General features: G+C 53.2%; 23 protein-coding genes. 6 read left to right on the top strand and 17 right to left on the bottom strand.

What is annotated here, in order from left to right:
* Nucleotides 1-15: 15 nt before the first annotated feature.
* The 5 genes from H616_RS0104320 to H616_RS0104300 all read right to left on the bottom strand — a co-directional run bounded on the left by H616_RS0104320 (nucleotide 16) and on the right by H616_RS0104300 (nucleotide 4325).
* Nucleotides 16-408 carry a YbaN family protein gene (locus H616_RS0104320; RefSeq protein ID WP_240470524.1) on the bottom strand — a complete coding sequence of 131 codons (393 nt, stop codon included), beginning with the start codon at nucleotides 406-408 and terminating at the stop codon, nucleotides 16-18.
* 17 nt (nucleotides 409-425) lie between these two features.
* A complete protein-coding gene (locus tag H616_RS0104315) occupies nucleotides 426-911 on the bottom strand; it encodes a YajQ family cyclic di-GMP-binding protein (protein ID WP_027966259.1) in 486 nt (161 codons plus the stop codon).
* Nucleotides 912-997: 86 nt separating this feature from the next.
* The gene (locus H616_RS0104310; protein WP_027966258.1) at nucleotides 998-1717 is read right to left on the bottom strand and encodes a 3'-5' exonuclease; all 720 of its coding nucleotides are present in this window, start codon (nucleotides 1715-1717) and stop codon (nucleotides 998-1000) included.
* 15 nt (nucleotides 1718-1732) lie between these two features.
* Nucleotides 1733-3631: a DUF294 nucleotidyltransferase-like domain-containing protein gene (locus H616_RS0104305; protein WP_027966257.1), complete on the bottom strand. Its 1899-nt coding sequence runs from the start codon at nucleotides 3629-3631 to the stop codon at nucleotides 1733-1735.
* 304 nt (nucleotides 3632-3935) lie between these two features.
* Nucleotides 3936-4325, bottom strand: coding sequence for a DUF4168 domain-containing protein (locus H616_RS0104300; RefSeq protein WP_027966256.1), 390 nt, complete (start codon nucleotides 4323-4325; stop codon nucleotides 3936-3938).
* A gap of 208 nt (nucleotides 4326-4533) precedes the next feature.
* On the opposite strand from H616_RS0104300, the gene H616_RS14155 reads away from it, so the two are divergent.
* The 5 genes from H616_RS14155 to H616_RS0104270 all read left to right on the top strand — a co-directional run bounded on the left by H616_RS14155 (nucleotide 4534) and on the right by H616_RS0104270 (nucleotide 9446).
* Nucleotides 4534-5457, top strand: a complete 924-nt coding sequence (locus tag H616_RS14155; protein WP_084155710.1) for a DMT family transporter — start codon at nucleotides 4534-4536, stop codon at nucleotides 5455-5457.
* A gap of 134 nt (nucleotides 5458-5591) precedes the next feature.
* Nucleotides 5592-6281 (top strand): phosphate regulon transcriptional regulator PhoB, encoded by a 690-nt coding sequence (phoB, locus tag H616_RS0104285; protein ID WP_027966255.1) that lies wholly within the window; start codon nucleotides 5592-5594, stop codon nucleotides 6279-6281.
* A 9-nt stretch (nucleotides 6282-6290) separates the two neighbouring features.
* Entirely contained in the window at nucleotides 6291-7604 is a 1314-nt protein-coding gene (phoR, locus tag H616_RS0104280; protein ID WP_027966254.1) for a phosphate regulon sensor histidine kinase PhoR, read from the top strand.
* A 170-nt stretch (nucleotides 7605-7774) separates the two neighbouring features.
* Nucleotides 7775-8932, top strand: coding sequence for a glycosyltransferase family 4 protein (locus H616_RS0104275; RefSeq protein WP_027966253.1), 1158 nt, complete (start codon nucleotides 7775-7777; stop codon nucleotides 8930-8932).
* Nucleotides 8904-9446: a phosphatase PAP2 family protein gene (locus H616_RS0104270; RefSeq protein WP_027966252.1), complete on the top strand. Its 543-nt coding sequence runs from the start codon at nucleotides 8904-8906 to the stop codon at nucleotides 9444-9446. Before H616_RS0104275 ends, H616_RS0104270 begins: the two co-directional genes overlap by 29 nt.
* Nucleotides 9447-9461: 15 nt before the next feature.
* Here the strand turns inward: H616_RS0104270 and chrA are convergent, their stop codons facing one another.
* From chrA to H616_RS0104240, 6 genes are all read right to left on the bottom strand, one after another.
* The gene (chrA, locus tag H616_RS0104265; RefSeq protein ID WP_027966251.1) at nucleotides 9462-10667 is read right to left on the bottom strand and encodes a chromate efflux transporter; all 1206 of its coding nucleotides are present in this window, start codon (nucleotides 10665-10667) and stop codon (nucleotides 9462-9464) included.
* The gene (pstB, locus tag H616_RS0104260) at nucleotides 10660-11469 is read right to left on the bottom strand and encodes a phosphate ABC transporter ATP-binding protein PstB (RefSeq protein WP_027966250.1); all 810 of its coding nucleotides are present in this window, start codon (nucleotides 11467-11469) and stop codon (nucleotides 10660-10662) included. The genes chrA and pstB overlap by 8 nt, the downstream gene beginning before the upstream one ends.
* Before the next feature lie 104 nt (nucleotides 11470-11573).
* The gene (gene pstA, locus H616_RS0104255) at nucleotides 11574-12740 is read right to left on the bottom strand and encodes a phosphate ABC transporter permease PstA (RefSeq protein WP_027966249.1); all 1167 of its coding nucleotides are present in this window, start codon (nucleotides 12738-12740) and stop codon (nucleotides 11574-11576) included.
* A gap of 17 nt (nucleotides 12741-12757) precedes the next feature.
* On the bottom strand, nucleotides 12758-14014 hold the full coding sequence (gene pstC, locus H616_RS0104250; RefSeq protein WP_027966248.1) for a phosphate ABC transporter permease subunit PstC: 1257 nt from the start codon (nucleotides 14012-14014) through the stop codon (nucleotides 12758-12760).
* Between the two features lie 113 nt (nucleotides 14015-14127).
* The gene (locus H616_RS0104245; protein ID WP_027966247.1) at nucleotides 14128-15156 is read right to left on the bottom strand and encodes a substrate-binding domain-containing protein; all 1029 of its coding nucleotides are present in this window, start codon (nucleotides 15154-15156) and stop codon (nucleotides 14128-14130) included.
* Between the two features lie 289 nt (nucleotides 15157-15445).
* Nucleotides 15446-16273, bottom strand: coding sequence for an ion transporter (locus H616_RS0104240; protein ID WP_027966246.1), 828 nt, complete (start codon nucleotides 16271-16273; stop codon nucleotides 15446-15448).
* Nucleotides 16274-16593: 320 nt separating this feature from the next.
* Between H616_RS0104240 and phoU the strand changes: the two genes are divergently transcribed.
* Nucleotides 16594-17328, top strand: coding sequence for a phosphate signaling complex protein PhoU (gene phoU / locus H616_RS0104235; RefSeq protein WP_027966245.1), 735 nt, complete (start codon nucleotides 16594-16596; stop codon nucleotides 17326-17328).
* A 145-nt stretch (nucleotides 17329-17473) separates the two neighbouring features.
* Here phoU and purU read toward each other — a convergent pair whose 3' ends face one another.
* From purU to glyA, 6 genes are all read right to left on the bottom strand, one after another.
* Entirely contained in the window at nucleotides 17474-18382 is a 909-nt protein-coding gene (purU, locus tag H616_RS0104230) for a formyltetrahydrofolate deformylase (RefSeq protein ID WP_027966244.1), read from the bottom strand.
* A 93-nt stretch (nucleotides 18383-18475) separates the two neighbouring features.
* Nucleotides 18476-19138 carry a sarcosine oxidase subunit gamma gene (locus tag H616_RS0104225; protein ID WP_027966243.1) on the bottom strand — a complete coding sequence of 221 codons (663 nt, stop codon included), beginning with the start codon at nucleotides 19136-19138 and terminating at the stop codon, nucleotides 18476-18478.
* Nucleotides 19131-22172 (bottom strand): sarcosine oxidase subunit alpha family protein, encoded by a 3042-nt coding sequence (locus H616_RS0104220; RefSeq protein WP_027966242.1) that lies wholly within the window; start codon nucleotides 22170-22172, stop codon nucleotides 19131-19133. The genes H616_RS0104225 and H616_RS0104220 overlap by 8 nt, the downstream gene beginning before the upstream one ends.
* Nucleotides 22169-22498: a sarcosine oxidase subunit delta gene (locus H616_RS0104215; protein WP_027966241.1), complete on the bottom strand. Its 330-nt coding sequence runs from the start codon at nucleotides 22496-22498 to the stop codon at nucleotides 22169-22171. Before H616_RS0104215 ends, H616_RS0104220 begins: the two co-directional genes overlap by 4 nt.
* 12 nt (nucleotides 22499-22510) lie before the next feature.
* The gene (locus tag H616_RS0104210; RefSeq protein ID WP_027966240.1) at nucleotides 22511-23761 is read right to left on the bottom strand and encodes a sarcosine oxidase subunit beta family protein; all 1251 of its coding nucleotides are present in this window, start codon (nucleotides 23759-23761) and stop codon (nucleotides 22511-22513) included.
* Between the two features lie 47 nt (nucleotides 23762-23808).
* On the bottom strand, nucleotides 23809-25104 hold the full coding sequence (glyA, locus tag H616_RS0104205; RefSeq protein WP_027966239.1) for a serine hydroxymethyltransferase: 1296 nt from the start codon (nucleotides 25102-25104) through the stop codon (nucleotides 23809-23811).
* Between the last annotated feature and the right edge of the window lie 14 nt (nucleotides 25105-25118).

Below are 25118 nucleotides of genomic sequence, written 5' to 3'. Positions count from 1 at the left end.
GACGCGAACAACGCGTCAGCGAAGTAGCGAAGACGCACGCGGTGTCGGGCGCGTAATAATCCATGCTGCGATACTCACCAGCCCAGTAAACAGCAGGCCTTTGCCCCACCAGACAAGGTCGCCCAGTACAATAACACCACATGAAGCCGTCAATAACAGGCAAGCCAGTATCTTGGCCCGCCGAGGAATAGCTCGCTCACGCTCCCAGGCCAGAATAGCTGGCCCAAAACGCGGATGATCACGCAGCCAAATGGCAAACCTCGGCGAGCTGCGTGATGCCGCCCATACGGCAATCAGCATAAACACGGTTGTTGGCAGCAGTGGCACAAAGATACCCACCACTCCCACACCGAAGCTCAGTATAGCGACGGCCAAACAAAGGTAGCGAGAAAGCGTTCTCACAATCACAACAGCCGTACCGCCTGTCAGTCGCGGAAATTATCGAACTGCAAAGCCAGATCGGGGCCACTCTCACCGCGCAGCAAAGCCATGACCTGTTGCAGGTCGTCACGCTTTTTGCCTGTAACCCGCACCTTGTCACCCTGAATCTGGGCTTGCACTTTAAGTTTGGAGTCTTTGATGCGCTTAACAATATCTTTAGCTTCTGGCTGCTCCAAGCCCTGTTTAAGCGTCACCACCTGGCGAGCACGAACACCAGAAAGCTCTGACTCCTGAGGGTCCATACAACGCGCATCAATACCGCGCGAAATCAGTTTATTTCTAAGTACATCAAGCATTTGGCGCAACTGAAAGTCCACCTCAGCTTCAAGTGTGACCGACTCGGCATCTAGCTCAAACCCCGCGGTCACTCCCTTGAAATCGAAACGGCCCTGCAGTTCACGGTTTGCTTGATCTACGGCGTTACTAGCTTCGTGTTTATCGAACTCTGAAACGATATCAAAGGAAGGCATCGTGGCATCCGGTCATTAAATGTTGCTACATTCTACGAGGCAGCCGCGCTCTCGGCCAGCCACAACACACCCAGCACGGGCTAATATCAGCTCCAAAGCACCGACAACGGCGTTTCGGGCGAATATTGGTGGGCAATCTGTGCCTGCAAAAGCTCAGCCGTGGCCAACGCATCGACCAAGGCGTTGTGCCCTTGATATAGCGGCAGCCCGTAACGCTTTCGGCTGTCAAATAGCCGGATAGAGGCAGGCGGCCTACCAATCCATCGTCTGAAACGCGCCAACATTGACTGCCGATGAATACGCGCTTCCAACGACATGGTGTCGATGACGGGGAAGATAATCCCCTCCTTACGCCGCTGTTTTATGGCGTAATCCAAAAACGGTCGCTCAATATGTCGATAGTGCACCACCACAATTTTTCCCGCCAGCACCTCCAATAGCTCATCAAGAATCTCGTCAATATCTGGCGCCTGGGCGATATCACTATGCGTTACATGATGAAAAGTCACCGACTTGGAGACCAGTGGCCGCCTAGGCCGCACAACCCAGTACTGACACTGGTTCAGGTAGATACGGTTAAGCGTGAAAGGCACTAAGCCGACACTAACAATGCCGTGTCGCTTCGGGTCTAGCCCCGTGGTCTCTAGGTCCATGGCAACCATAGGGACATCGCTAATCGGCGTATCAGCAGGCAGCAACGGGTGGCTGTAATAACGTTTTGCAAGCGCCGTATACGCCGCTGATTGACGCTGTGCCATGTACTCAGGCCAGCCTGCTTCGGCCTGTCTTTTCGGTGCTTTAATCATGGTGTCTGCCGTGCCTTACCGCGACGTCATCGGGTAGCGGAACTTGAGGAATTTCTGAGCATTACTCAATACCTGAAACGCATCTTTCAACGTATGGCGCTCCGTCGATGACACCAGCTCAGGCTCAATATTATTATCAGGCACTTCGTCATTACTAACACTAAACGCCTGGTGATGGATGCGTGACATCGACATGGCCTCTAACGCATAGCGCAAACGATCACTAACACCAGCCGCCAGCAGTTGGGTTTTGTCGATATCGTCCAAACGCTCGTAACTATTCTGCGCCCGAGAGCCACAGGCCAGGGCATGCACGCGAATCAGGTCAACCAACGGTGCCAACCCTCGGCGTTTGAGGTTGATCGTGTTGTGGTGCTTGCCGTCTTTCTCCATCACAAAGGTGCGGAAAAACCCTAGTGGCGGTGTACGGTTCAGCGAATTTCGCCCCATGGCGGCAAGAAAACGCGGATGCTGCCTAGCTTTGGTGGCCACTAATTCCTGTAGTTCTTCGACAAACACATTTTCGCCATACACTGGGTCAAGGTCGAAGAAGATCGAGCTATGCAACAGCCGTTCAGGGTTCGGCTCTTCTATCCACTCCGTGAAATAATGCTTCCATACCGATAACGGCTGACGCCAGCGATCATTGGTCGCCATCACGTCACCTTTACAGTAGGGGTAGCCGCAGGCATCTAGGCCATCACTGAGAATCTTGGCCATCGCTTTGAAGTAATCATCGTGCTGTTCTGGATCAAAGTCGTCAGCCAATACCAAGGCATTATCCTGGTCTGTCACAATACCCTGCTCATTTCTCGCCATGGAACCCAGCGCCATCAGGCAATAGGCAACGGGCGGAGGCCCTAGCTCTTCTTCGGCAAGCTCCAGCAGTCTGCGCGTAAAACTTCGCCCAATGGTCGATAGTGCGTTACCCACCATCTGTGAGTCCGCCCCTTCTTCGACCAGGCGAGTGAAGGTCGCGGTCACATCTGGCGCCAACCGCGCTAAACCCTCGACACTCGGCTGGTTGAGAATATTGCTAACCAGGTAAAGGCTGCTTTGTGTCTCGTAGCGAATAATATCGGAGAGATGCACAATACCAATGGGGTTGCGACGATGCATCACAGGTAAATGGTGAACATTATTGCGCAACATGCACAACATGGCTTCCTGAACCGACTCATCAGACTGCACAGTAATCAGTCGATCGCCTATCACCTCTGACACCGGCGTCTCCGCAGACAAACCTTCGGCAACAATCTTGGTGCGAAAGTCACTGTCGGTAAGAATCCCACGAAGCTGCCAGAAACGCTCTTCGCTGTCACTGAAGATATAACGCGAACCTGGGCTGGGCGCATCAATGATTAACACCGCCGACGCCTGAAAAGCTGTAATTTGGCGTGCCGCTTCCTGAACGGTGGTCGACGCTTCAACCATGACAGGGTAACGGCTAACCAGCTTACGAATGCGCGTGACCAGCATGTCATTACTTTTACGGTATTGGTCTACCGTGCTTTCCATACGCGAGCGCTGAAGCTCAACAAAATCGGCAAAAATATTGTCAATTTTACATAGATGCTGAAACACCTCATCGGGAATGAAGTAGATCAGCGTGTCTTCCATGGCCTTGGCTGGATACCCCACGGGACAATGACGCAGCAGGCTGAACTGCCCGAAAATATCGCCCTCACCCAGCCGGTTGTGTAGCTCACCACCACGCCGGTAGACTTCCACAGCACCACTGCGGATGTAATACAGATGTTCTAACACTTGATCAAGTTCAAGAATATCTGTTCCCGCTTTGAAATAAGCCACCTCGACAGACTCGGCCACTTCATCCAGCTGTTCGTCTGTCAGCGCTTCGAAGGGAGAAAAGCGCGCCATGTGTTGACGGACTTCCATCAATTCAACGCTCATAATGACACCCTCTGATAATTATCGTCTGCTGACAGTCTGAAAGTTGCCTGCAACACTGTAAAGCGAACTTGTGTTCCCTTGAAGCACGCTACGGCATGGAACTCTGAATGGGGCCCTGTATATCACCTGACTTACGCCTTATATAAAGACACAGGCTAGCGGCCTCCTCAATACAAAAACACGAAGACCACCTTGCTCAGGAAGCCTCCGTGTCGTTTTTAAAACGGCGCGTAAACGCGACGTTCAAGCTTTCAATGTGAAAACAACCTAGCTTGCTTACACAGTTAGCAGGTTAAGCCACTCGTCACTGCTGAACCTGTGCCATCTCTTGCACTTTCTGCAACAGCTCAGGATCATTCTGGATCGCTTCGCCAACCGCATTGAACGTTTCCACACTCAATCCTTGAGTCTCGACGGCCTGAATCATTTTATCGTTAGCTTCCTGACGAACCTGCTGCTGAGCCTCATCACCTTCAGCGCTTTGCAAGCGCCCAGCATACTCTTGGTTAAGCATGGCGATTTCTTTGGAGGCATCAGCAAACTTCATCAACTGTTGATCTGAAAAACTGGAAGCCTGCACCTCTGCTTGCGCCCCTCCATCAGCAGTAGCTGTATCCTGCTGCGCGTAAGCCATACCACTCACAAGCCCGGTGCTAAGCAAGACGATGGCGAAAAAATTGGTCACTCGTTGCATGCTACCTCCAAAAAAACACTTAAATATATGTATCGTGCAGCCTGTGTGATGTCCATAACGCAAAAGGGTTCAGTGGTTTTAATCAACAAAGTAAAAAAACAGCAAAAAATCAGCGGCTAAACATTGGAAAAACACCGTCCACTCATGGAAGATTAGGCCATCAGCCTGCTCTCCAGACACATCACTTCCTTGCCGGAGCCCCATAAGAATGACATTCGCTTTTTTCCGCCGATACAAAGGCGGCAAGCTCTGGTTGGCAGCCATGCCAGCCCTGTTTGTGCTGTTGTGGAGCACGGGATTCATCGGCGCCCGTTTCGGATTGCCCTATGCCGAACCTTTCACCTTTCTGCTAGTACGCTTTTTACTGACGTTAGCAGTACTGATCCCTCTGGTTTTTATGCTGGGTAACCACTGGCCCCGCGGTGTTGGCAACTGGAGTCGACTAGCCGTTTCGGGGCTGCTTGTGCATGGTGCTTACCTAAGTGGTGTGTTCTACGCCATTGAGCTTGGCATGCCGGCGGGACTTGCTTCATTACTCGTCGGCTTGCAGCCCCTGCTGACCACTGCGTTAGCCGGCCCAATGCTTGGCGAGCGCACCACGCCACTGCAATGGCTTGGCCTAGTACTGGGGCTTTTCGGTGTTGGCATGGTACTGACTGGCACCCTTGATCCTGGCGAACAACTGTTTGCCGGTTTTGGGTTTGGCGCATTGGCCTGGGTTTTGTTGGCGCTGCTTGGCATCACGCTCGGCACCCTCTACCAGAAACGCTACTGTGTTGGCCAACCACTACTGGGCGGTGCCGTCGCACAGTATCTCGGAGCCGGTGTCATTCTTGCTTTGGGGGCACTACTGTTCGAAAGCGGAGATATTGAATGGTCACTGAGCTTCGTCATGGCGCTGGTGTGGTTATCAATAGGACTATCCATTGGTGCCATCCTGCTACTGATGACACTGATTGAGCGCGGCGAGGCCTCACGAGTGGCCAGCTTGTTTTACTTAGTACCACCCGCAACAGCGCTGGAAGCTTGGTGGCTGTTTGATGAGCGCTTACCACTACTGTCTATTATTGGCATGGCAACCACCATCGCTGGCGTCGTGCTTACGGTGCGCATGGGGCGATCGCGCTCCTGATAGTCCGCGCCGTATTACGGGGCTGTCATAGCACTGTCATAAAAAAATGTTGTTATTGTCATTAACCCAACTTATTCGCGTCCTGAAAAATAAGCGCCCTGCAGCATTCGCGCACTGAAAAAATGGAGCTTGAGATGACAGCCAAAACAGTCCTAGTTGTCGATGATGAGGCGCCGATTCGTGAAATGATCGCCCTGACGCTGGAAATGTCCGACTACCAGGTTCTGGAAGCAGATAACGCGCTGACGGCTCATGAGCTGATTATTGACCAGCGACCCGACCTGGTCCTGCTTGACTGGATGATGCCTGGCACCAGTGGTATTGAGCTAACACGTCGCCTTAAGCGCGACCCCATCACGGCTGGACTGCCGATTATCATGCTAACCGCCAAAGGTGAGGAAGATAACAAGGTTCAAGGATTAGAAGCCGGTGCCGACGACTACATCGCCAAGCCGTTTTCTCCGCGTGAGCTCATGGCACGCTTAAAAGCCGTCCTTCGACGTGCGACACCAAATGGTATCGACGAAACAGTAGAAGTGCAGGGGCTCGTACTTGATCCCGTCAGTCACCGTGTTAGCAGTAACGACAAACTACTAGAACTTGGCCCTACCGAATATCGCCTGCTGCAGTTTTTTATGGCTCACCAAGAGCGTGTTCACACCCGTGGCCAGCTACTTGACCAGGTCTGGGGAGGCAATGTTTATGTCGAGGAGCGTACCGTAGACGTGCATATCCGCCGGTTACGCAAAGCACTTGGCGACCCCCATCAGCAGCTAATTCAAACCGTGCGCGGCACGGGTTATCGTTTCTCGACAACATACTGAGCTCACCCCATGACACGACGTTGGCAGCGAGAGCTGAGCTACCTGGCCATTCTATGTCTCATTGGCGCTCTGATTGGCGGTTTTTTTTCTGCTGTGGGCGCGGGCATTGCGACTAGCCTAGGCATTTATGTGTTTTATCAGCTTCGCCAGCTGTATGCGCTCCACCACTGGCTGACCCAGCCCACCCATGACAAGCCTCTCACTGGCAATGGCGTCTGGGGTGAGCTGTTTAACCGCCTAGACCGCTATCAAAAAGTTCAACAGGCAACACAACGGCGGCTGCGCGACACCTTATCGCGTATCAAAGACTCCTCAGAGGCCATGCGCGACAGCGTGATCATGCTCGACCGGCAAGGCTATATAGAGTGGTGGAACAGTGCTGCAGAGCGCATGCTAGGGCTTGACTGCCTTCAGGGCCGGCGTCAACACATCACCCGCCTAATCAATGATGAGCGTTTCGTCGATTACTTCAATGCACGAGATTATCGAGACCCGTTGACACTCACCTCCCCCTCTAACGAGCAATTAATTTTACAGTGTCAAATCACCCTCTACGGTAACGATGAGCGCCTGCTGATGGCGCGCGACATTACCCGCCTACATCGCCTGGAGCAGGTACGCCGAGACTTTGTTGCCAATGTTTCTCATGAGCTACGCACACCACTCACTGTACTGACCGGCTACTTAGAGCTCTATCAAGACATGGCCGACGCTCTGCCACCAAGGCTCGGACGCGGCGTCATGCAAATGCAAAAACAAACCGTGCGAATGCAAAATCTAGTGAATGACCTGTTGATGCTGTCACGATTGGAAAACAACGAGCGCAGCGGTAACGACACCCGTATCAACCTTGCTAGCCTGTTGGAAGCTGTACGCCGAGATGCGGAAGCCTTATCTGATAGCCAGCAACAAATTACGCTGGAGGTACACAGCAACCTTGAACTGATGGGCTGCGAACAAGAGCTGCACAGTGCGATATCCAACCTGGCCTTCAATGCCGTGCGCTATTCAGGGCCGGGCAGCCATATTGTGTTGCGCTGGAGAACCCTGGGCCAAGGCGCATGCGTAGAAGTAGAAGATAATGGAGAAGGCATTGCAGCGGCTCATATCCCGCGGCTTACCGAACGTTTCTACCGCATAGACAAAGGCCGCAGCACCGCCACAGGTGGCACTGGACTCGGGCTTGCTATCGTCAAGCATGTGCTGCTTCGCCACGAAGCACAGCTGGAAATCATTTCCCAGCTAGGGCAAGGCGCCACCTTCCGGTGCGTGTTTCCTCAACAGCTTCTGCTGACCCCGTCGTCCTCTATTGGACACGACTAGCCCTCTCTTGACGCTGCTGTATGAATTGCCAGCGCTATCGCTGGCAATTCATACAGAAGCGTCATGTTCATTCTGTCACCGTTTCACCATGAAGATGTCACCATCTTGTCATTAGACCTCAATAGACTGAGGAAACATCGGCTTGGCCGGCCAACGACAAGGAAAATCTCATGCGTATCTGTCTCGTCAGCGAAACCTGGCCACCCGACATCAACGGTGTTGCTCACACCCTCAGCCACCTCACCAACCAGCTGCACAGTCGCGGAGTCACCCTACAGTTAGTCCGGCCTCGTCAGGCAGGCTATTCAAAAAAACACCATGAGATACAGTCAGAACTGCTGGTACGTGGCATAACACTACCCGGCTACCGCGAAGTTCGCCTTGGCCTGCCCGCTCCGCGTCGCCTGCTGCAATTATGGCAAGAGCAACCACCCACGGTGGTCTACCTGGCAACCCAAGGCCCTCTTGGCTGGTCGGCCCGCCGTATCGCCCAACGTCTAAACATTCCTGTGGTAGCAGGCTGGCATACCAACTTTGACCACTACTGCCATGACTATCATGTCTCCTGGCTAGCCCCAACCGTGCTCAACATGCTACGCCGCTTTCACAACGGCTGCACAACAACACTCGCGCCAACTCAAGCCTTAACTGCGGCGCTAGCCTCACAGGGTTTTCAGCGTTTGGCAGTGATGGGGCGCGGCATTGATACCGAGCAGTTTTCACCCCGCCAGCGTAGCTCGCTATTACGTGCGCAGTGGGGTGTCGATGAGCACCAGCCCGTCGCTCTCTATGTAGGGCGCCTCGCACCTGAAAAAAACCTCTCTTTACTTGAAGAAAGCTGTCGCGCCTTGCTCGACTCTCACCCTGACATGGCACTCGTCATCATCGGTGATGGGCCCGCACGACAACGACTCGAACGCACGCTACCTCATGCACACTTCATCGGTTTCGTCCCCCACGAAGCCCTGCCGTCTTATTACGCGAGCGCCGACCTGTTTCTTTTTCCCTCGCTTTCTGAAACCTGGGGCAATGTGGTGCTAGAGGCCATGGCTAGCGGTTTGGCAGTAGTGGCCTTTAAGCATGCCGCAGCAGCAGAGCTGATCGACCATGAACGTAATGGCCTAGTAATTTCCCCTGGTGACAATGCCAGCTTTCACCATGCCGCTGTCACGCTTTGCCAACAACCGCAACGCTATGCCCAGCTCGGTGAGGCGGCGCGTCAACGCGCCCTTGAATATCGCTGGTCAGCGATCGCCGATACCTTTCTCAACGTCCTTCAACAGGCTCAGGAGAATGCCCATGAAAGCGCGCACCCTTGCAGCATTTGAACGCCTTGATCTGATGGAGTGGCGGCTCTGTCAGCGCATTGCTCATTTCAGCCTTTACCGCCCTTGGCTGGCCACATTGCGTTTAGCCAGCAAGCTCGGCGATTGGCCCGTGTGGGTAGCTTTAATTGCCGCACAGCCTTGGATACAGGAAAAAGATGGCGTTACCTACCTTCTGCAGTACAGCATCACCGCATTATTAGCAATTGCCGTTTATCGACTCATCAAAACTCGGCTATGTCGTGAGCGCCCCTTCATTACCTTTAACACAAGCATCACGTGTTTAGAGCCTGCCCGTGATCGCTACAGCTTTCCTAGCGGCCACACCATGCACGCAGTGATGTTTTGCGTACTGACTGCCGCACATGCGCCACTGCTACTTTCCTGGATGGTTCCTCTGGCACTATTGATTGCCATGTCGCGTGTTGGTCTCGGCCTACACTATGTCAGCGACGTTATTGCTGGCGGCATCATCGGCTACGCCTTCGCCGTCACCAGCCTTGCCTTGCTCGGCTAACGCCTGCAGCCAAGGCTACAACATGGCAATAAGAACACCAGCACCGGCCAAAATACCAACGACCACCCAGGCAGGCACCTTCCAAATACTAAGTAGCACAAAGCCTGCTAGTGCAAGGGCGAAGTCATAGGAGCCATGTATCGCGCTAGTCCAAACCGGCTGATAAAGCGCAGCACCCAAAATACCAACAACCGCCGCATTCGCTCCACGCATCAACGCCTGAGTATTACGCCAGCGACGCAACTGCCCCCAGTGAGGCAGCACCGCCACCAGCAGTAACATACCGGGTATAAAAATAGTGGCTAACGCCAAAACAGCACCCAATAAATTATCGCCAAGCGGTGCTATTACCCAACCCAAGTACGCTGCAAAAGTAAATAATGGCCCCGGCACTGCCTGAGTCGCCCCATAGCCAGTCAAAAACTCCTCCGCACTGACCCAGCCAGACGCCACAACTTCAGACTCCAGTAGCGGTAAAACGACATGCCCCCCACCAAACACGAGAGCGCCAGCACGATAAAAGGCATCCAACACCACGACAACGTCAGTGGGGCTGACCCAGGCCAAGAAGGGCAAACCAAACAGCAGGAAGATGAAGAGTAGCCCCATCAAATTACCGACGCGGGCAGAAACTGGCACGGGTACGTCACGAACCTCAACACCGGAACCCGCTCGGCACAGCAGCATACCGGCGATAGCACCAATAGATATCGCAACAACCTGGCCCAGAGGGCCACTGATAAACACCACAGCAAAGACTGCCGCTAACGCAATACCGGCACGCCGAGCATCAGGACAAAGGTTGCGAGCCATGCCCCATACCGCGTGTGCAACGATAGCAACGGCAGTGACTTTTAGTCCATGAATGAGACCCTGTCCCAGAGGACCATCAAACATAGAAGAGCCCAACGCAAACAGGACAAGCACACTAGCCGAGGGAAGAGTAAAAGCAACCCAGGCAGCTATTGCCCCCAAATAACCAGCACGCATTAGCCCTAGCGCGAAACCCACCTGGCTACTAGCGGGCCCCGGCAAGAACTGACATAGCGCCACCAAATCGGCATAGTCTTGCTCAGAAAGCCAGCGCCGCCGCTCTACAAACTCGGTGCGAAAGTAACCTAAGTGCGCGACTGGGCCACCAAATGAGGTCAGGCCCAGTAATAAAAACGCCCAGAAAACGTCACCGCAAGCAGAGTAAGCAGACGGTTTTTTGCTAACCATAGCGACCCGTAATGTAGTCTTCAGCCTTCTTGGTATGCGGCGTTGAAAACATTGCCTTGGTATCGTTATATTCGACCATTTCTCCTAGGTGGAAGAAGGCAGTGTAATCAGCGATTCGCGCTGCCTGCTGCATATTGTGCGTTACCGTGATGATGCTATAGCGGCGCTTTAGCCTATCCATTAAGTCTTCGATCGTCGCCGTAGAGATGGGGTCCAGTGCTGACGTCGGCTCGTCCATCAAAATCACTTCTGGCTGCACAGCAATAGCGCGCGCGATACACAGCCTCTGCTGCTGACCACCGGAAAGTGACGTACCCGGCTGGTGCAACTTATCTTTGACCTCCTCCCACAGACCCGCATCACGCAGCGCGCTTTCTACCAATGCTTCCACATCGGCCTTGCGGCTAACGATATCGTGCATACGCGGCGCATAGGCAACATTCTCGAAGATCGACTTGGGAAACGGATTAGGCTTTTGAAACACCATGCCAACACGGCGGCGTAACGCGACTTCATCCATTTTCGAATCATTCACATCGCGGCCATCCATCTCGACCAGCCCTTTGATGCGAACGCTGGGAATCAGGTCGTTCATGCGATTCAAGCAGCGCAAGAATGTCGACTTACCACAGCCAGAAGGGCCAATCAGCGCTGTAATCTTATTTTGATAGATATCCAGGCTGATAGACTTTAGCGCCTGAGACTCTCCGTACCAAAGATCCAGATCACGCACTCTCACACCAAGTGAGTGGTTGTCGCTAAGGTTACGACTCACCGGCTCACCGCTTGAAGGTCGGTTCATGGACGATAAACTCTCGTGTGATGCAGGAATATTCAAACTCATGTTCAGGCTCATATTCATGTTCATGCTCGTTTGTCCTTTAGTTAGCCAATTGTTGGCGTGGACTACCAGCGCCGCTCGAATCGCTTGCGCAGCACGACAGCGGTTGTATTCATAGTGATCAGTATTGCCAGCAGCACCAGAATGCCGCCCGATGTTATTTCGATAAACGCCCGCTCAGGCTCGCCGGACCAAGTAAATATCTGCGCCGGCATAACGGTTGATGCCTCGGTAAATGAAGCACTGATATCGGGAATAAATGCCACCATGCCGACTATGATCAATGGTGCCGTTTCACCCATAGCCTGAGCCAAGCCAATAATTGCACCAGTCATGATCCCAGGCATCGCCAGCGGCAACACATGGTCACGAACCACTTGCCAGCGCGAACAGCCAACACCAAAACCGGCATGTCGAATCGAGTCCGGCACACTACGTAAGGCCGTGCGAGTAGAAATAATGATCACGGGTAATGTCATCAGCGCCAACGTCAGCCCGCCAACCAAAGGTGAAGAGCGCGGCACACCAAAGAAGTTGATAAAGATCGCCAATCCCAGCAAGCCGTACAAAATAGAAGGAATGGCTGCCAGGTTATTAATATTGATCTCAATTAGCTGAGTTACACGGTTATCTGGGGCGAACTCTTCCAAGTAAACGGCCGTCATCACGCCAATCGGAAACGCAACGGCCAGCGTCACCAGCAAGGTCAACATGGTACCGACCGCTGCCGAGGCAATACCGGCAAGCTCTGGCATTTTTGAGTCGCCGCTAGTAAAGAACCGTGCATTAAAGCGTAGCTCAGCACGCCCCTGGGCCTGCAGCTGGTCCACCAACGCCTGATCACGCTCGCTCAGCTTGCTGTGGTGGCCTTTCAGGTACTGATCTACCTGACTATCGGCCAACACCCACTCGCTACGTGTTGTCCCTTGAAGCTCAGGATTGTCACGCATCCGCGAGGGAACCAAGCGTAAATAGCCACGACTCACCAATGGACGCATGTCCTCAGAAACCGCCGCCATTGGCAGCTGGCTGGCTTGTTCGCTGTAGTCCACTTCAACGTTTATTTGGGCCTGAGAGAAGGCGGGTAGCCCTTTGATTAGCATGTCGGTGAAAAAGAACACCAAGAACAGCGCAGCAAGACCCAGCGCCCCCATAGACAGTCCTTTCAGCCATCGCGTCTTGCGATGCCGCCGCCGAAGCTGAGCACTGATATCATCAAAAGAGTGTGTCATCCCAGTGATTCCTCGGCTTAGAGATTGTTAATCCGGTACTTTTCACGAAAACGGCGAATCATGATCACAGACACGAGATTGAGTGTCAGCGTGACCACAAACAGCACGAGTCCTAGGGCAAAAGCAGACAGTGTCTCGGCACTGGCAAACTCTTGGTCCCCTGTTAGTGCAGCAACAATACGCACCGTTACAGTGGTCATATTCTCTAGCGGATTAGCCGTCAAATTGGGCAACATACCTGCCGCCATGACCACAATCATGGTTTCACCCAGCGCCCTGGAAACCGCCAGTAACGATGCGGAAATGATGCCGGGAAGTGCGGCTGGCACCACTACATCACGAATCGTCTCTCCATGGGTCAAACCCAGTGCCAGCGCGCCTTGACGCATGCTGTCAGGCACCGAGTTGATAACGTCATCAGACAATGAAGAAATGAAGGGAATAATCATGATGCCCATAACAATGCCTGGGGCCAGGGCGTTGTTGAAATCTGCCTTAAGGCCGAACACCTGAGCGGCAGCAACAATCAGAGGCGCGATAGTAATAGCAGCAAAAAAGCCATAAACCACAGTAGGTATGCCGGCCAATACTTCAAGCATCGGCTTAGCAATGCCGCGTATACGCGGCGTGGCAAACTCCGACATGTAAATTGCCGACAGCAAGCCAATCGGAATGGCCACCAGCATAGCGATTGCTGTGATCATGAAGGTGCCGGCAAACAGCGGCACTGAACCAAACTGGGCCGCACTAGCGCCTTCTTCTGCACGACCAGCGGCTTCAAGGAAGCTGGCTCCTGGGTTCCAGACTGTGCCAGTAATAAAGTCCCAAAAATTCTGCATCTGAAAGAAGCGCAGAGCTTCGCCGACAATCGAAACCAATATACCCAGCGTGGTTAAAATAGAAATTAATGTGGCACCCGCCAACATCCAACGCACAAATGTTTCAATCGCACGTCGTGCATGAAACTCAGGTTTAACCATAATAAGCCCGCATACCAAGCCTAAGCAGGCAACGGCAATACTGACGACTAACAACATAGCAACGGGGATCTCTGCCCCCATCAGCAACATGATAATTGCGCCAAGCAAACTCACTACCAGCGCAGGGGCGGCGGTGGACAACACACCAAACCAGCCATACTGGTCAGGCTGGGCAGTCATGTGTGTTCCGCTAGTGCGTACTTTGGTGGCCTTAGCACGCGCCGTGAAGAAAGCGATCAGCCCAAGTAGCACTAACATGGCGCAAAACAGGGCAAGAAGTTGATCGGTGTGCATGGCTATCTCTCGAAGTGATCATCCATAGATGACGCTGAAACCAGACTCTCTGTATCGTCACCGACCGGCAACTCATTGAGCTACCGGTCAGCTTGACGCAGCGGCAATACCGCTTAGTTCAGGTCGCTCAATTCGAGTGCAGTACGGCTTTCAACTACGCCACGAGCGTCGCCACGCAGATTTTCTTCCGCCGGAATCAGGCCAACACCTTTCAGGTAGCCCAGCTCGCCCACCATCTGCTCGCTCATGAACAGGTCAGCGTATTCATACATGGCTGGCACGTCATCGGCATGCTGGTTTTTGATATAGAAAAACAGCGAACGTGATACTGGGTACTCACCGCTACCAATCGCTTCGGGGGTCGGTGCTACGCCATCAATAGTTGATCCCTGCAGGCTGTCAGAATTCTCTTCAAGGAAAGAGTAGCCAAAGACACCGAAGGCACTGGTGTTAGCAGTCAAGCGCTTGACGATCAGGTTGTCATTCTCGCCCGAATCGATATAAGCACCGTCAGCACGGATATCCGTGTATCCCTCACCGCCATAGGCATCGATGGACTCAGAAGCCGCTTCCATCACCAGCTCTTCAAATGCATCACGCGTGCCAGAAGTCGTCGGCGGTCCGTAAACGACGATCTCACGATTCGGCAAGGAAGCGTCGATCTCATTCCATTTTTTATAAGGGTTGTCGACCAGCTCACCGTCTACCGGCACCTTGGCGGCCAGAGCCAAGAATAGCTGCTCGCGGGTCACATCCATCGCTTCGTTCGTACCAGCCTGAGCAAAAGCAATACCGTCATACCCGACAAAGGCTTCGGTGATATCGGTCACACCATTCTCAGCACAACGCTCAAACTCTGAAGGCTTCATGCGACGAGAAGCGTTAGTGATGTCTGGCGTACCCTCGCCAACGCCGTTACAGAACAGACGTAAACCACCGCCAGAGCCGGTAGACTCAATAACCGGTGTCGGGTAGTCGCTGATCGCTCCGAACTCTTCGGCCACATAGCTAGAGAACGGATACACCGTGCTGGAGCCCACAATACGGACCTGGTCACGGGCTTGAGCCACTCCGACAACACCGATAACGGCAACAGCAATGGCAGTAGTCTTGATAGCGCGATTTTTAAAGGTACGGCTCATGGGAGGTGCTCCTGATAAGAGAGATATTCGTCCTTTCGCGACACCGAAGATGCCCGACAAAGATGACAACCTTATGACAGTCAGAAAAAATCACTGCACACCTCTCCTCTCTACTCGCCTCCACCGCATCTTTTTCGTACGCTATATTAAGCGTGAACATCTACCGCGCCTTCACTCTGACGTGACCTGAATCAGCTGACACGCCTCGGCCTCGTGCGTTACTTGCGGCGGCACATGCAGGCCGAAAGTCCTGTAAAAGCTGCCAACGTTCTTCAATGACTACTAATCGTCAAGGCTTACGTGCCTGCTCAGCATTCTCTGCCAGCCGGTCGAGCTTGAGCTGAACCGCCTGCAACTGCTGTAAAATCTCATCACGTTCGTTGTGCGCGGTCTCAGACTCCTTGGCGTTACTCTCCTGGCTCATCACCTCCAGAATCACACCGATCATCATATTTAAAAAGACAAAAGCGGTCAGGAATATGAAGGTCAGATAGTAGATCCAGCTGAACGGATACAGCTCTTGGGTGGCGTACATCACATCGGTCCAGTCCTCGAATGTTGCCACTCGAAATAGCGTCAACATCGATATGGCAACATCGCCCCACAGCGCTTCGTCGACCTGCGCGAAAAATAGCGAGCCAATAGCTGCGTAGATGTAAAAGATGATAAACATCAGCAGGGCGATATAACCCATTCTAGGAATTGCTTTGATCAGCGAATTAATAAGAAAGCGCAATTCCGGCACCACCGACACTAGCCGCAAGACTCGGAATACCCGAAGCAGGCGCCCCAGCAACACCGCTTCGGCGTTGCCCAGAGGTATCAGACTGCCAATCACCACGATGGTGTCAAACACGTTCCAGCCGTCCATGAAAAAGCGCCGTTTATTCGGGCAAGCGGCAAAGCGGAACAGAATCTCCACTAGAAAAAATACCGTAATGCCATTGTCGAGCAGCAACAGCACGTATTCGGCTAATGGCGGCAAGTCATAGGTTTTGGCACCGATGGTAAGAGCCGACAGAATAATGATGGCAATAACAACGGCTTGAAAAGCGGGGCTGCGCTCAATGCGCTGCAGGCGTGAAAAACCCGCGAAGGTGTACTGGGGCGCTGACATTCTGCAAGTCCAAGTAAAGGGTGTCAGCGCGCAATATTACGGGCGTTAGCGGGGTTGCGGTAGCGCTTTTCAAATTTTTAACGATTGTAATACCGTTCTAAAAAATGCATGAACAGCTGAAAAAATGTTTTATTGCTTTAACCTGATTGCAATATTTGCTCATTACTCTCGACGCTGCGAAATGACCTATTCATGTTGCAGTAAAGCACCAAAGGGAGACGTTCTCATTACAACTCTCTATGCTTTATATAGTGCGCCTGAGGCGTGATACCGACTAGACGACCGGGCATATGAGCTTCTGCGCCCGTGGGGAGCCATTGATGGACACAACAAACCCGCACGATAACCAGCATATATCTCGCCAGTTCAGCCAAGAGCTGGAGGCGTTGAAAGCGCACCTGCTACAAATGGGCGGCCTGGTAGAAAAGCAGGTTCAGGATGCGACTCGCTCTCTGCTCGAAGCAGATACAGAACTGGCTCAGCGGGTAGTCACTAACGACCGTAGCGTTAATGACTTACAGATCAGCATCGATAACGAATGCACGCTTGTGCTGTTGCGTCGCCAACCAGCCGCGACAGACTTACGCCTAGTGCTAGCTGTCACCCGAGCCACATCAGATCTCGAACGTATTGGTGACGAAGCCAGCAAAATTGCGCGTAACGTGCTGGACCTGATTAGCAAAAACTCAGGAAGCCGTGGTTTCGTCGAGGTACGACTCATCAGCGAGCATGTATGCCGGATGGTTCGCGATTCGCTAAACTCATTCACTCACTTTGATGCCGACCTGGCTCTGCAAGTGGTACGAGAGGACGAGGATGTCGACAGTGAGTACCGATCTGCAATGCGCTCACTCATGACATTCATGATGGAGGATAACCGCGCGATCTCTCCGATACTGAGTATCATGTGGATGCTGCGCTCATTGGAGCGCATCGGCGATCATGCCAGTAACTTGGCCGAATACGTGATCTATCTGGTTAAAGGCATGGATGTGCGCCATCAAGACATTGACGACGTCGCCAACCACATCAAGGTCAATGCCCAGCAAGACTGACTAACAGGTCTTGCCAGGCGTTGCTACTGAATACTCTTACTGACGTTCTTACCCAGATTTTTCGCTCACCTGTCTCACTAAGCTCTGGCGCCTCACTAAGCTCCGGCCATACGGTGTTCAAAGCAAGCGATACACGTCGGCCACTTTAACGGCTAAACACAACCGTACGACGCTGATGCAAAAAGACTCGACGCTCAACGTGCAAGCCAACTGCCCGGGCGAGCGTCAAACACTCAATATCGCGTCCTGTAGCGACCAGATCTTCCGGATCATCGGCATGGCTGACCGGCTCAACTCCTTGAGTGATGATCGGCCCCTCATCAAGATCATCGTTGATATAGTGCGCCGTAGCTCCCACCAGTTTGACACCTTTTTCAAAGGCTTGGTGATACGGTTTCGCTCCTTTGAAGCCTGGTAGCAGTGAGTGATGAATATTAATCGCCCGGCCAGCCAGTTTGCTACACATCTCGCTGGACAACACCTGCATGTAGCGCGCCAGTATTACCAGTTCAGCACCACTTTCTTCGATAACCTGCCAAACCTTCCCCTCCTGCTCGGCTTTGGTCTGTGGGGTAATCGGAAAATGGTGGTAAGGCAACCCGTGCCACTGCGCTAACGACTCCAGGTCGGAGTGATTAGAAACAATCGCACGTATATCAATGGGTAGCTGTCCTGTGCGGTAACGATATAAAAGATCATTCAAGCAATGATCGGCTTTGGACACCATAATGACCACCGGCACCTTAGCGTCCGGCGAGGTTAATTCAAAATCCATGTTAAACCCAGCAGCTCGCTGGGAAAAATCCGCCTTAAACGCTTCGGCATCAAACCTTTCCTCAGGCGCCCTCTGAGAAGAAAAACCGACCGTCTGGGAATCCTGCTGAGGTATAAACTCAGTACGGATAAAAAAACGCCCTGCATGGATATCATCAAAGGATTGCTGCTCAGTGATATAGCAGCCCTGCTCTTTCAGAAAACGCGTTACCACATCGACAGTGCCCAATAAACTGGGGCACTGAGCAGTCAAAATCCAACTGTCAGCACGACGACCCATGAGATAGCTCCTTATTAGAGGAAAAAACCGGGCACAATGCCCGACTTTCGTCTCAACGGTTCAACAATATAGCGACCATTCAATCAGCCCGCATTAACGCGTTACACCAAGCCCATAGTCTTCACCGGCATCTACCAGCCAACGGTAGCAATAATCAGCAAAACTACGGCGCAGCACTAACTCATAGCGCGTTTCAGAGGGCCTGCGCAAAATAGCACTGGCCTTTGCGAATGCGACACTAACCGCCTTACCCACAGGAAAATTAGACGGGTGAACGTCATAGGTCACCGATTTCATCAGCAGCTCGCGTGCTTTATCACCACTCAACTCAATCAGCGTCTGACCGCCACTAACGTTAACAATGGCGAAGTGTGCTGCACCTAGCACCTCACGCAGCCGGTTCTCCAACTCGAACTCTTCACCGCTGGGCACAATCACAAGCCACTCATCCGGTGACAGCCATTGCACCGAGCGCTGACCGCTGGCGTCAAACACCAGCCCCAGAGGCTGACTCGGCAAGCTGACGCCAAGTACTTCACTCACGGCCTCACCAAGCACCATAGCACTGCCGCGCAGAATCAAATGGCCTAAAAACGGCTTTTCTTCAAACTGAACCTGGCTTTCTTGGCTCACTGCAGGAGCCGGCGTTGACATACTGACTTGATTCACTGCCACAGACAGCGGTGATTCCATAGGAATCGAAACATCCGGGCAGGTGTCAAAGGTCGCAACACTGGCACAAGAGGTATCAGACATGCTGGCGCTCTCCCTTAGGATCAATAAATACGGGGCTGACGATCTCTGCTTCATGAGTCTGTCCATCAGGCATCGGTAGATAGACCTTCTGCCCCATGCGCTCCAACCCTCCTTTAACGACTGCCAATGCAAAACCACTCGCCAATGTCGGGCTGTAATAGCTTGAGGTCACATGCCCTTGCATGCTCATGGGAATCGCCTGGTCCTTGTCGAAGACGATCTGCGCCCCTTCTTCCAACACCACAGCGGGATCCGTCGGCTTAAGGCCAACAAACTGTTTACGATCCTTACGTGCCGTATCCGGCCGAGTTAAAGCACGTTTGCCTAACCAGGAGTACGGCTTGTCGTAGCCGATCGCCCAGAACATACCCAGATCTTCCGGTGTCACCGAACCATCCGTGTCTTGTCCAGCGATAATCAGCCCCTTTTCAGCACGCAACACATGCATCGTCTCTGTGCCGTAAGGCGTTAAATCATACTTTTTGCCATGCTCAAACAGGGTTTTCCACACATGCATCGCGTAGTTGGCTTGCACGTTAATTTCGTAAGCCAGTTCACCGGTAAACGAAATACGGAACACGCGGGCAGGAACATCAGCGACCTTGCCATTGAGCCAGTCCATGAACTTAAAGCGATCTTTATCCAGGTCAATATCAGTCACTTCAGATAATAACTTGCGGGCATCTGGGCCAGTCACCGTCATGGTCGCCCAGTGATCAGTAACCGACGTAAAGTACACTTGGAGCTCTGGCCACTCTGTTTGGTGCCATAACTCCAACCACTCCATCACAGCGGCAGCACCGCCGGTGGTAGTCGTCATCAGGAAGTGGTTATCACCCAGGCAACTGGTGGTACCGTCATCCATCAGCATGCCATCTTCTTTACACATCAGACCGTAGCGCACTCGGCCCGGCGCTAACTTAGCCCACTTGTTGGTATACACACGGCCCAGAAACTCACGGGCATCCGGCCCCTGGATATCAATCTTGCCCAGGGTGGAAGCATCGAGAATTCCAACGCCGTTACGCACCGCCAGACTCTCGCGGGATACCGCTTCGTCCATGGTTTCCAGCTTGCCATTAACCTTGCGCGGAAAGTACCAGGGCCGCTTCCACTGACCGACGTCCTCGAATTCGGCGCCGTTCTCCACATGCCACTGATGCATGGCAGTGTAACGCTCGGGGTCGAACAGCTCTCTCGCATGACGCCCCACAATGGCGCCGAAGGTGATCGGGGTATAATTCGGCCGAAAGATCGTCGTCCCCACCTCTGGAATCGAACGATTCAGCATTCTTGCAGCGATGGCCATGCCGTTGATATTGCCAAGTTTGCCTTGATCAGTACCAAAACCCAGCGCCGTATAACGCTTGACGTGCTCAATAGACTCAAACCCTTCACGAGTCGCGACTTCGATGCCCGCCGCAGTAACATCATTCTGCTGATCAACAAACTGCTTGGGCGCTCTTAATGTCGTCTTCTCGTGAGGCACTTGATACAACGCACAAGCCGGCGACTCCTGGCGAACCTCTGCCTGTGGCAATGAAAGCTCAACCACAGAAGCGATGCCGCTGGCCTTAGCTGCCTCAGCGCCAGACTGCGCACCATCGGCGAGCACATCGCCCAGCGCATAAACACCTTGAGAGCCACCCGCCGGACGCATTCCCTTAACATCACCAGGCACAAAGCCCAGCAGATCCTCACGCCAAGTGGGGCGAACACCAATATGAGACGCCAAATGCACAACGGGGCTGTAGCCACCAGACGTAGCTATCGTGTCACAGACCAGTTCTTCCACCGGCCCAGTCACTGCGAAGCGTTCAAGATCCACCTTCGCGACTCGGGCGCCAGTAACACGATGCGTCCCATTGGCTTCAATTACCGCTGAGCCGGTAATCACGCGAATCCCTTTGGCCCTCGCCTGTTGCACCAGGTCACCATCAGGCTTATCGCGAGCATCAACAATAGCCACTACCTCACGCTCAGCATCGGCCCAGTCAAGCGCCGCTCGGTAAGCGTGGTCATTACTGGTAGACAGCACCAGTTTATTGCCCGGCACCACCGCATAACGGCGGATATAGTTGGATACAGCGCTAGCCAACAAATTACCGGGCACATCATTATTGGCATACACCAATGGGCGCTCATGAGCCCCTGTTGCTAATACCACCTGACCAGCACGCACTCGGTGCAAACGGGCTCGCACCTGGCGGTGATTGCGGAGTTTGGGTGCAGTATCTGACAGGTGTTCAGTGCGCCGCTCATGCAGGGTCACGAAATTGTGATCATGATAGCCATTAGCGGTCGTGCGAGGCAGCAGCGTTACATTATCCATACCTGCCAAGAGGTTAAGCGTAGAAGTCACCCACTGACCTGCTGGCGCGTTGTCCAGCATCTCACGACTATCCAGCAACGAGCCGCCCATTTCCTCCTGCTCATCACATAAAATAACTCGGGCGCCACTGTTGGCCGCGCAAAGCGCCGCCGCCAAGCCCGCCGGCCCAGCACCCACCACCAACACATCACAATGCTGATTGAGGTGATCATAAATATCTGGGTCATTTTCACTGGGTGCACGCCCCAGACCAGCACCTTTGCGGATATATTTTTCGTACGTCATCCACATCGAGGCTGGCGCCATAAAGGTTTTGTAGTAAAAGCCCGGCGGCATAAACCCACCACCCAGCTTGCCTACCCAACTCATCATGTCGCGCTGAACGTTAGGCCAACCATTGGTAGAGCACGCCGCTAACCCTTCATACAGTCCCTGCTGGGTAGCGCGTACATTAGGCACCTGTGCGGCCTCTGTGCTACCTAACTGAACGACCGCATTAGGCTCTTCAGCGCCAGCGGCAACAATGCCCCGCGGCCGAGAGTATTTGAAGCTGCGATTAACAATATCAATACCATTAGCCAGCAAAGCCGAGGCCAGCGTATCTCCGTCGTAACCCCGGTATGTCTTACCGTTGAAGGTAAAGCTCAGCGTGCGGGAGCGATCGATACGGCCACCCTGCTGCAGACGATTGGTCTGGGTCATACCGACTCCTCCTTACGGGTCTTATTCAGCGCCTCGGCTAAACTCTGCTCTGTTACCTTGGGCTGTTCGCCCATGCGATACGTCTCAAAAATTTCATAACTCACCGTATGACGGGTGATATTGAAGAACTTGCGACATCCTAGAGTGTGTACCCACAGCTCGTGGTGAACTCCTCGCGGGTTCTGGCGAAAGAACAAATAGCTCCCCCACTCTTCATCACTACAGCCATCAGGGTCAGCAGGGCGGGTAATATGTGCTTCACCTTTGGGGCTGAACTCTTCTTCCCCACGGTACTCGCCGCAGTAAGGGCAATGAATATAAAACATGGTGTTATCTCCTTAGTGCGCGACGCCAGCAGCGCCATGCTCGTCCACCAGCGCACCGGTATTGAAGCGGTCGATGGAAAACGGCGCAGCAAGAGGATGCATCTCACCCTTAGCCAGGCTTGCTGCAAACACATGCCCAGAACCCGGCGTCGCCTTGAAGCCGCCGGTCCCCCAGCCACAGTTGAAAAACAGTCCCTTGACTTGAGTTTTAGACAAAATCGGGCAAGCGTCCGCACAGGTATCCACAATGCCGCCCCACTGCCGGTTCATACGCACACGAGAGAAGGATGGAAACATCTCAACAATCGCCTGCAACGTATGCTCAACGGTGGCATAACTGCCGCGCTGTCCGTAACCCAGGTAACCGTCAATGCCCGCCCCGATAACCAAGTCGCCTTTGTCAGACTGACTGATATAGCCATGCACATGATTGGACATCACGACAGTATCGAGAACCGGCTTAAGTGGCTCAGACACCAGCGCCTGCAGCGGGTGCGACTCTAACGGTAAGGTCAGTCCAGCCATTTTCGCCAGAACGCCTGAGTTGCCAGCGGCAACGCAACCGATAGTCTTGGACTCAATATCCCCTCGGTTGGTCTGAACACCGTAAACTTGACCATCACGGATCTTGAAGCCTGTCACTTCGGTGTTTTGCAGAATATCAACACCCAGTGCATCAGCGGCCCGAGCATAGCCCCAAGCAACTGCGTCATGACGTGCAACACCGGCGCTTTTCTGCCAAGAAGCGCCAAGAATCGGGTAACGGGCACGTTTAGACGTATCAATGACTGGAACAATCTCTTTAATTTGTTCGGCATTGATCACTTCACTATCGATACCGTTCAGCCGGTTGGCATGGACCCGACGCTGAATATCTCGCATATCCTGCAGGGTGTGACCTAGGTTCATTACGCCACGCTGTGAAAACATCACGTTATAATTCAGGTCTTGAGAGAGCCCCTTCCACAGATCCAGCGAGTGGTCGTACAGTTGCGCCGCCTCGTCCCACAAATAGTTCGAGCGCACAATCGTCGTATTACGCGCCGTGTTTCCGCCGCCCAACCAGCCTTTTTCCAGCACCGCCACGTTGGTAATGCCGTGGTTTTTGGCCAAGTAATACGCTGTCGCTAGCCCATGACCACCACCACCCACAACAATCACGTCATAACGCTTTTTGGGGGTTGGATTTCTCCATTGACGTTGCCAGTTCTCATGATGGCTCAGCGCGTGCTTAACCAGCCCGAAACCTGAATATCGTTGCATGATGCTCTCCTTGAAAACTTCCGCCAGCGCGGCGACGGAAAAAGGGTTCAGGCGATTGATGTCGCAGCGTCAGACATCACCGGACCATAAACTGGATGACGACCACAGACCTCCGCGACCTTTTCACGCACCTCCGCTTCGATGGCGCTAGTATCAGCCTCGGCAGCCAGGGCATCGACGATGTCACAGATCCAGCCAGCCAACGCCGAGCAATCATCTTGACCAAAACCACGGGTTGTCACCGCCGGTGTACCGATACGCAGCCCAGACGTCACAAATGGGCTTTGCGGATCATTAGGAACGGCATTTTTATTAACAGTAATATGGGCTCGCTCAAGCGCGGCGTCAGCATCCTTACCAGTCACTCCCTGCTTAACCAGCGACACCAACAGCAGGTGGTTGTCAGTACCGCGAGAGACAACATCGAGACCTCGCTCGACAAACACCTTAGCCATAGCACGAGCGTTATCAATCACATCGGCCTGGTAACGCACGAACTCCTGGCTCATGGCTTCCTTGAAAGCCACCGCCTTAGCAGCAATAACATGCATCAACGGCCCCCCTTGCTGCCCAGGGAATACTGCACCGTTAAGCTTCTTGTACAGCGCTTCATCACCGGTAGCAGAAAGAATCAAACCACCACGCGGGCCACGCAACGTTTTATGTGTTGTCGTTGTGACCACATGGGCATGAGGCAGCGGGCTCGGATAATGCCCCGCAGCCACCAGCCCTGCCACATGAGCCATATCAACCAATAACCAAGCCCCCACCTCATCAGCGATATCGCGAAAACGGCGCCAATCAACAACACGTGAATACGCCGAAAAGCCCGCAATGATCATTTTCGGCTTGTGGCTACGCGCTAGGCGCTCAACTTCGTCATAATCAATCTCGCCAGTTTCAGTGTTCAAACCATACTGAACTGCATGATAATTTTTCCCCGAAAAATTCGGTGCTGCTCCATGGGTCAAATGACCACCATGAGCCAAGCTCATGCCCAGCACGGTATCCCCCGGTGACACCATGGCCATAAACGCCGCAGCATTAGCTTGAGCACCCGAATGCGGCTGCACGTTGGCATAGTTAGCACCAAACAGCGCACAAGCACGCTCAATCGCCAGTTTCTCTACAACATCGACATATTCACAGCCGCCGTAGTAACGCTTGCCGGGATACCCTTCCGCGTACTTATTGGTTAGCTGAGAGCCCTGAGCCTCCATCACTGCACGGCTGGCATAGTTTTCTGAAGCAATCAGCTCGATATGAGCTTCCTGACGGGCATCCTCGCCCGCAATAGCAGCGGCAATCTGGGGGTCGTAGTCACGAAGCTGAGTCGTATTCATTGTTTGCTCCTTAA

This window comes from Halomonas halocynthiae DSM 14573, assembly GCF_000425725.1.
Taxonomy (GTDB): Bacteria; Pseudomonadota; Gammaproteobacteria; order Pseudomonadales; family Halomonadaceae; genus Halomonas; species Halomonas halocynthiae.
Note: the sequence above shows the minus strand (reverse complement) of the source record. Positions and strands in the feature narration are given on the sequence as shown.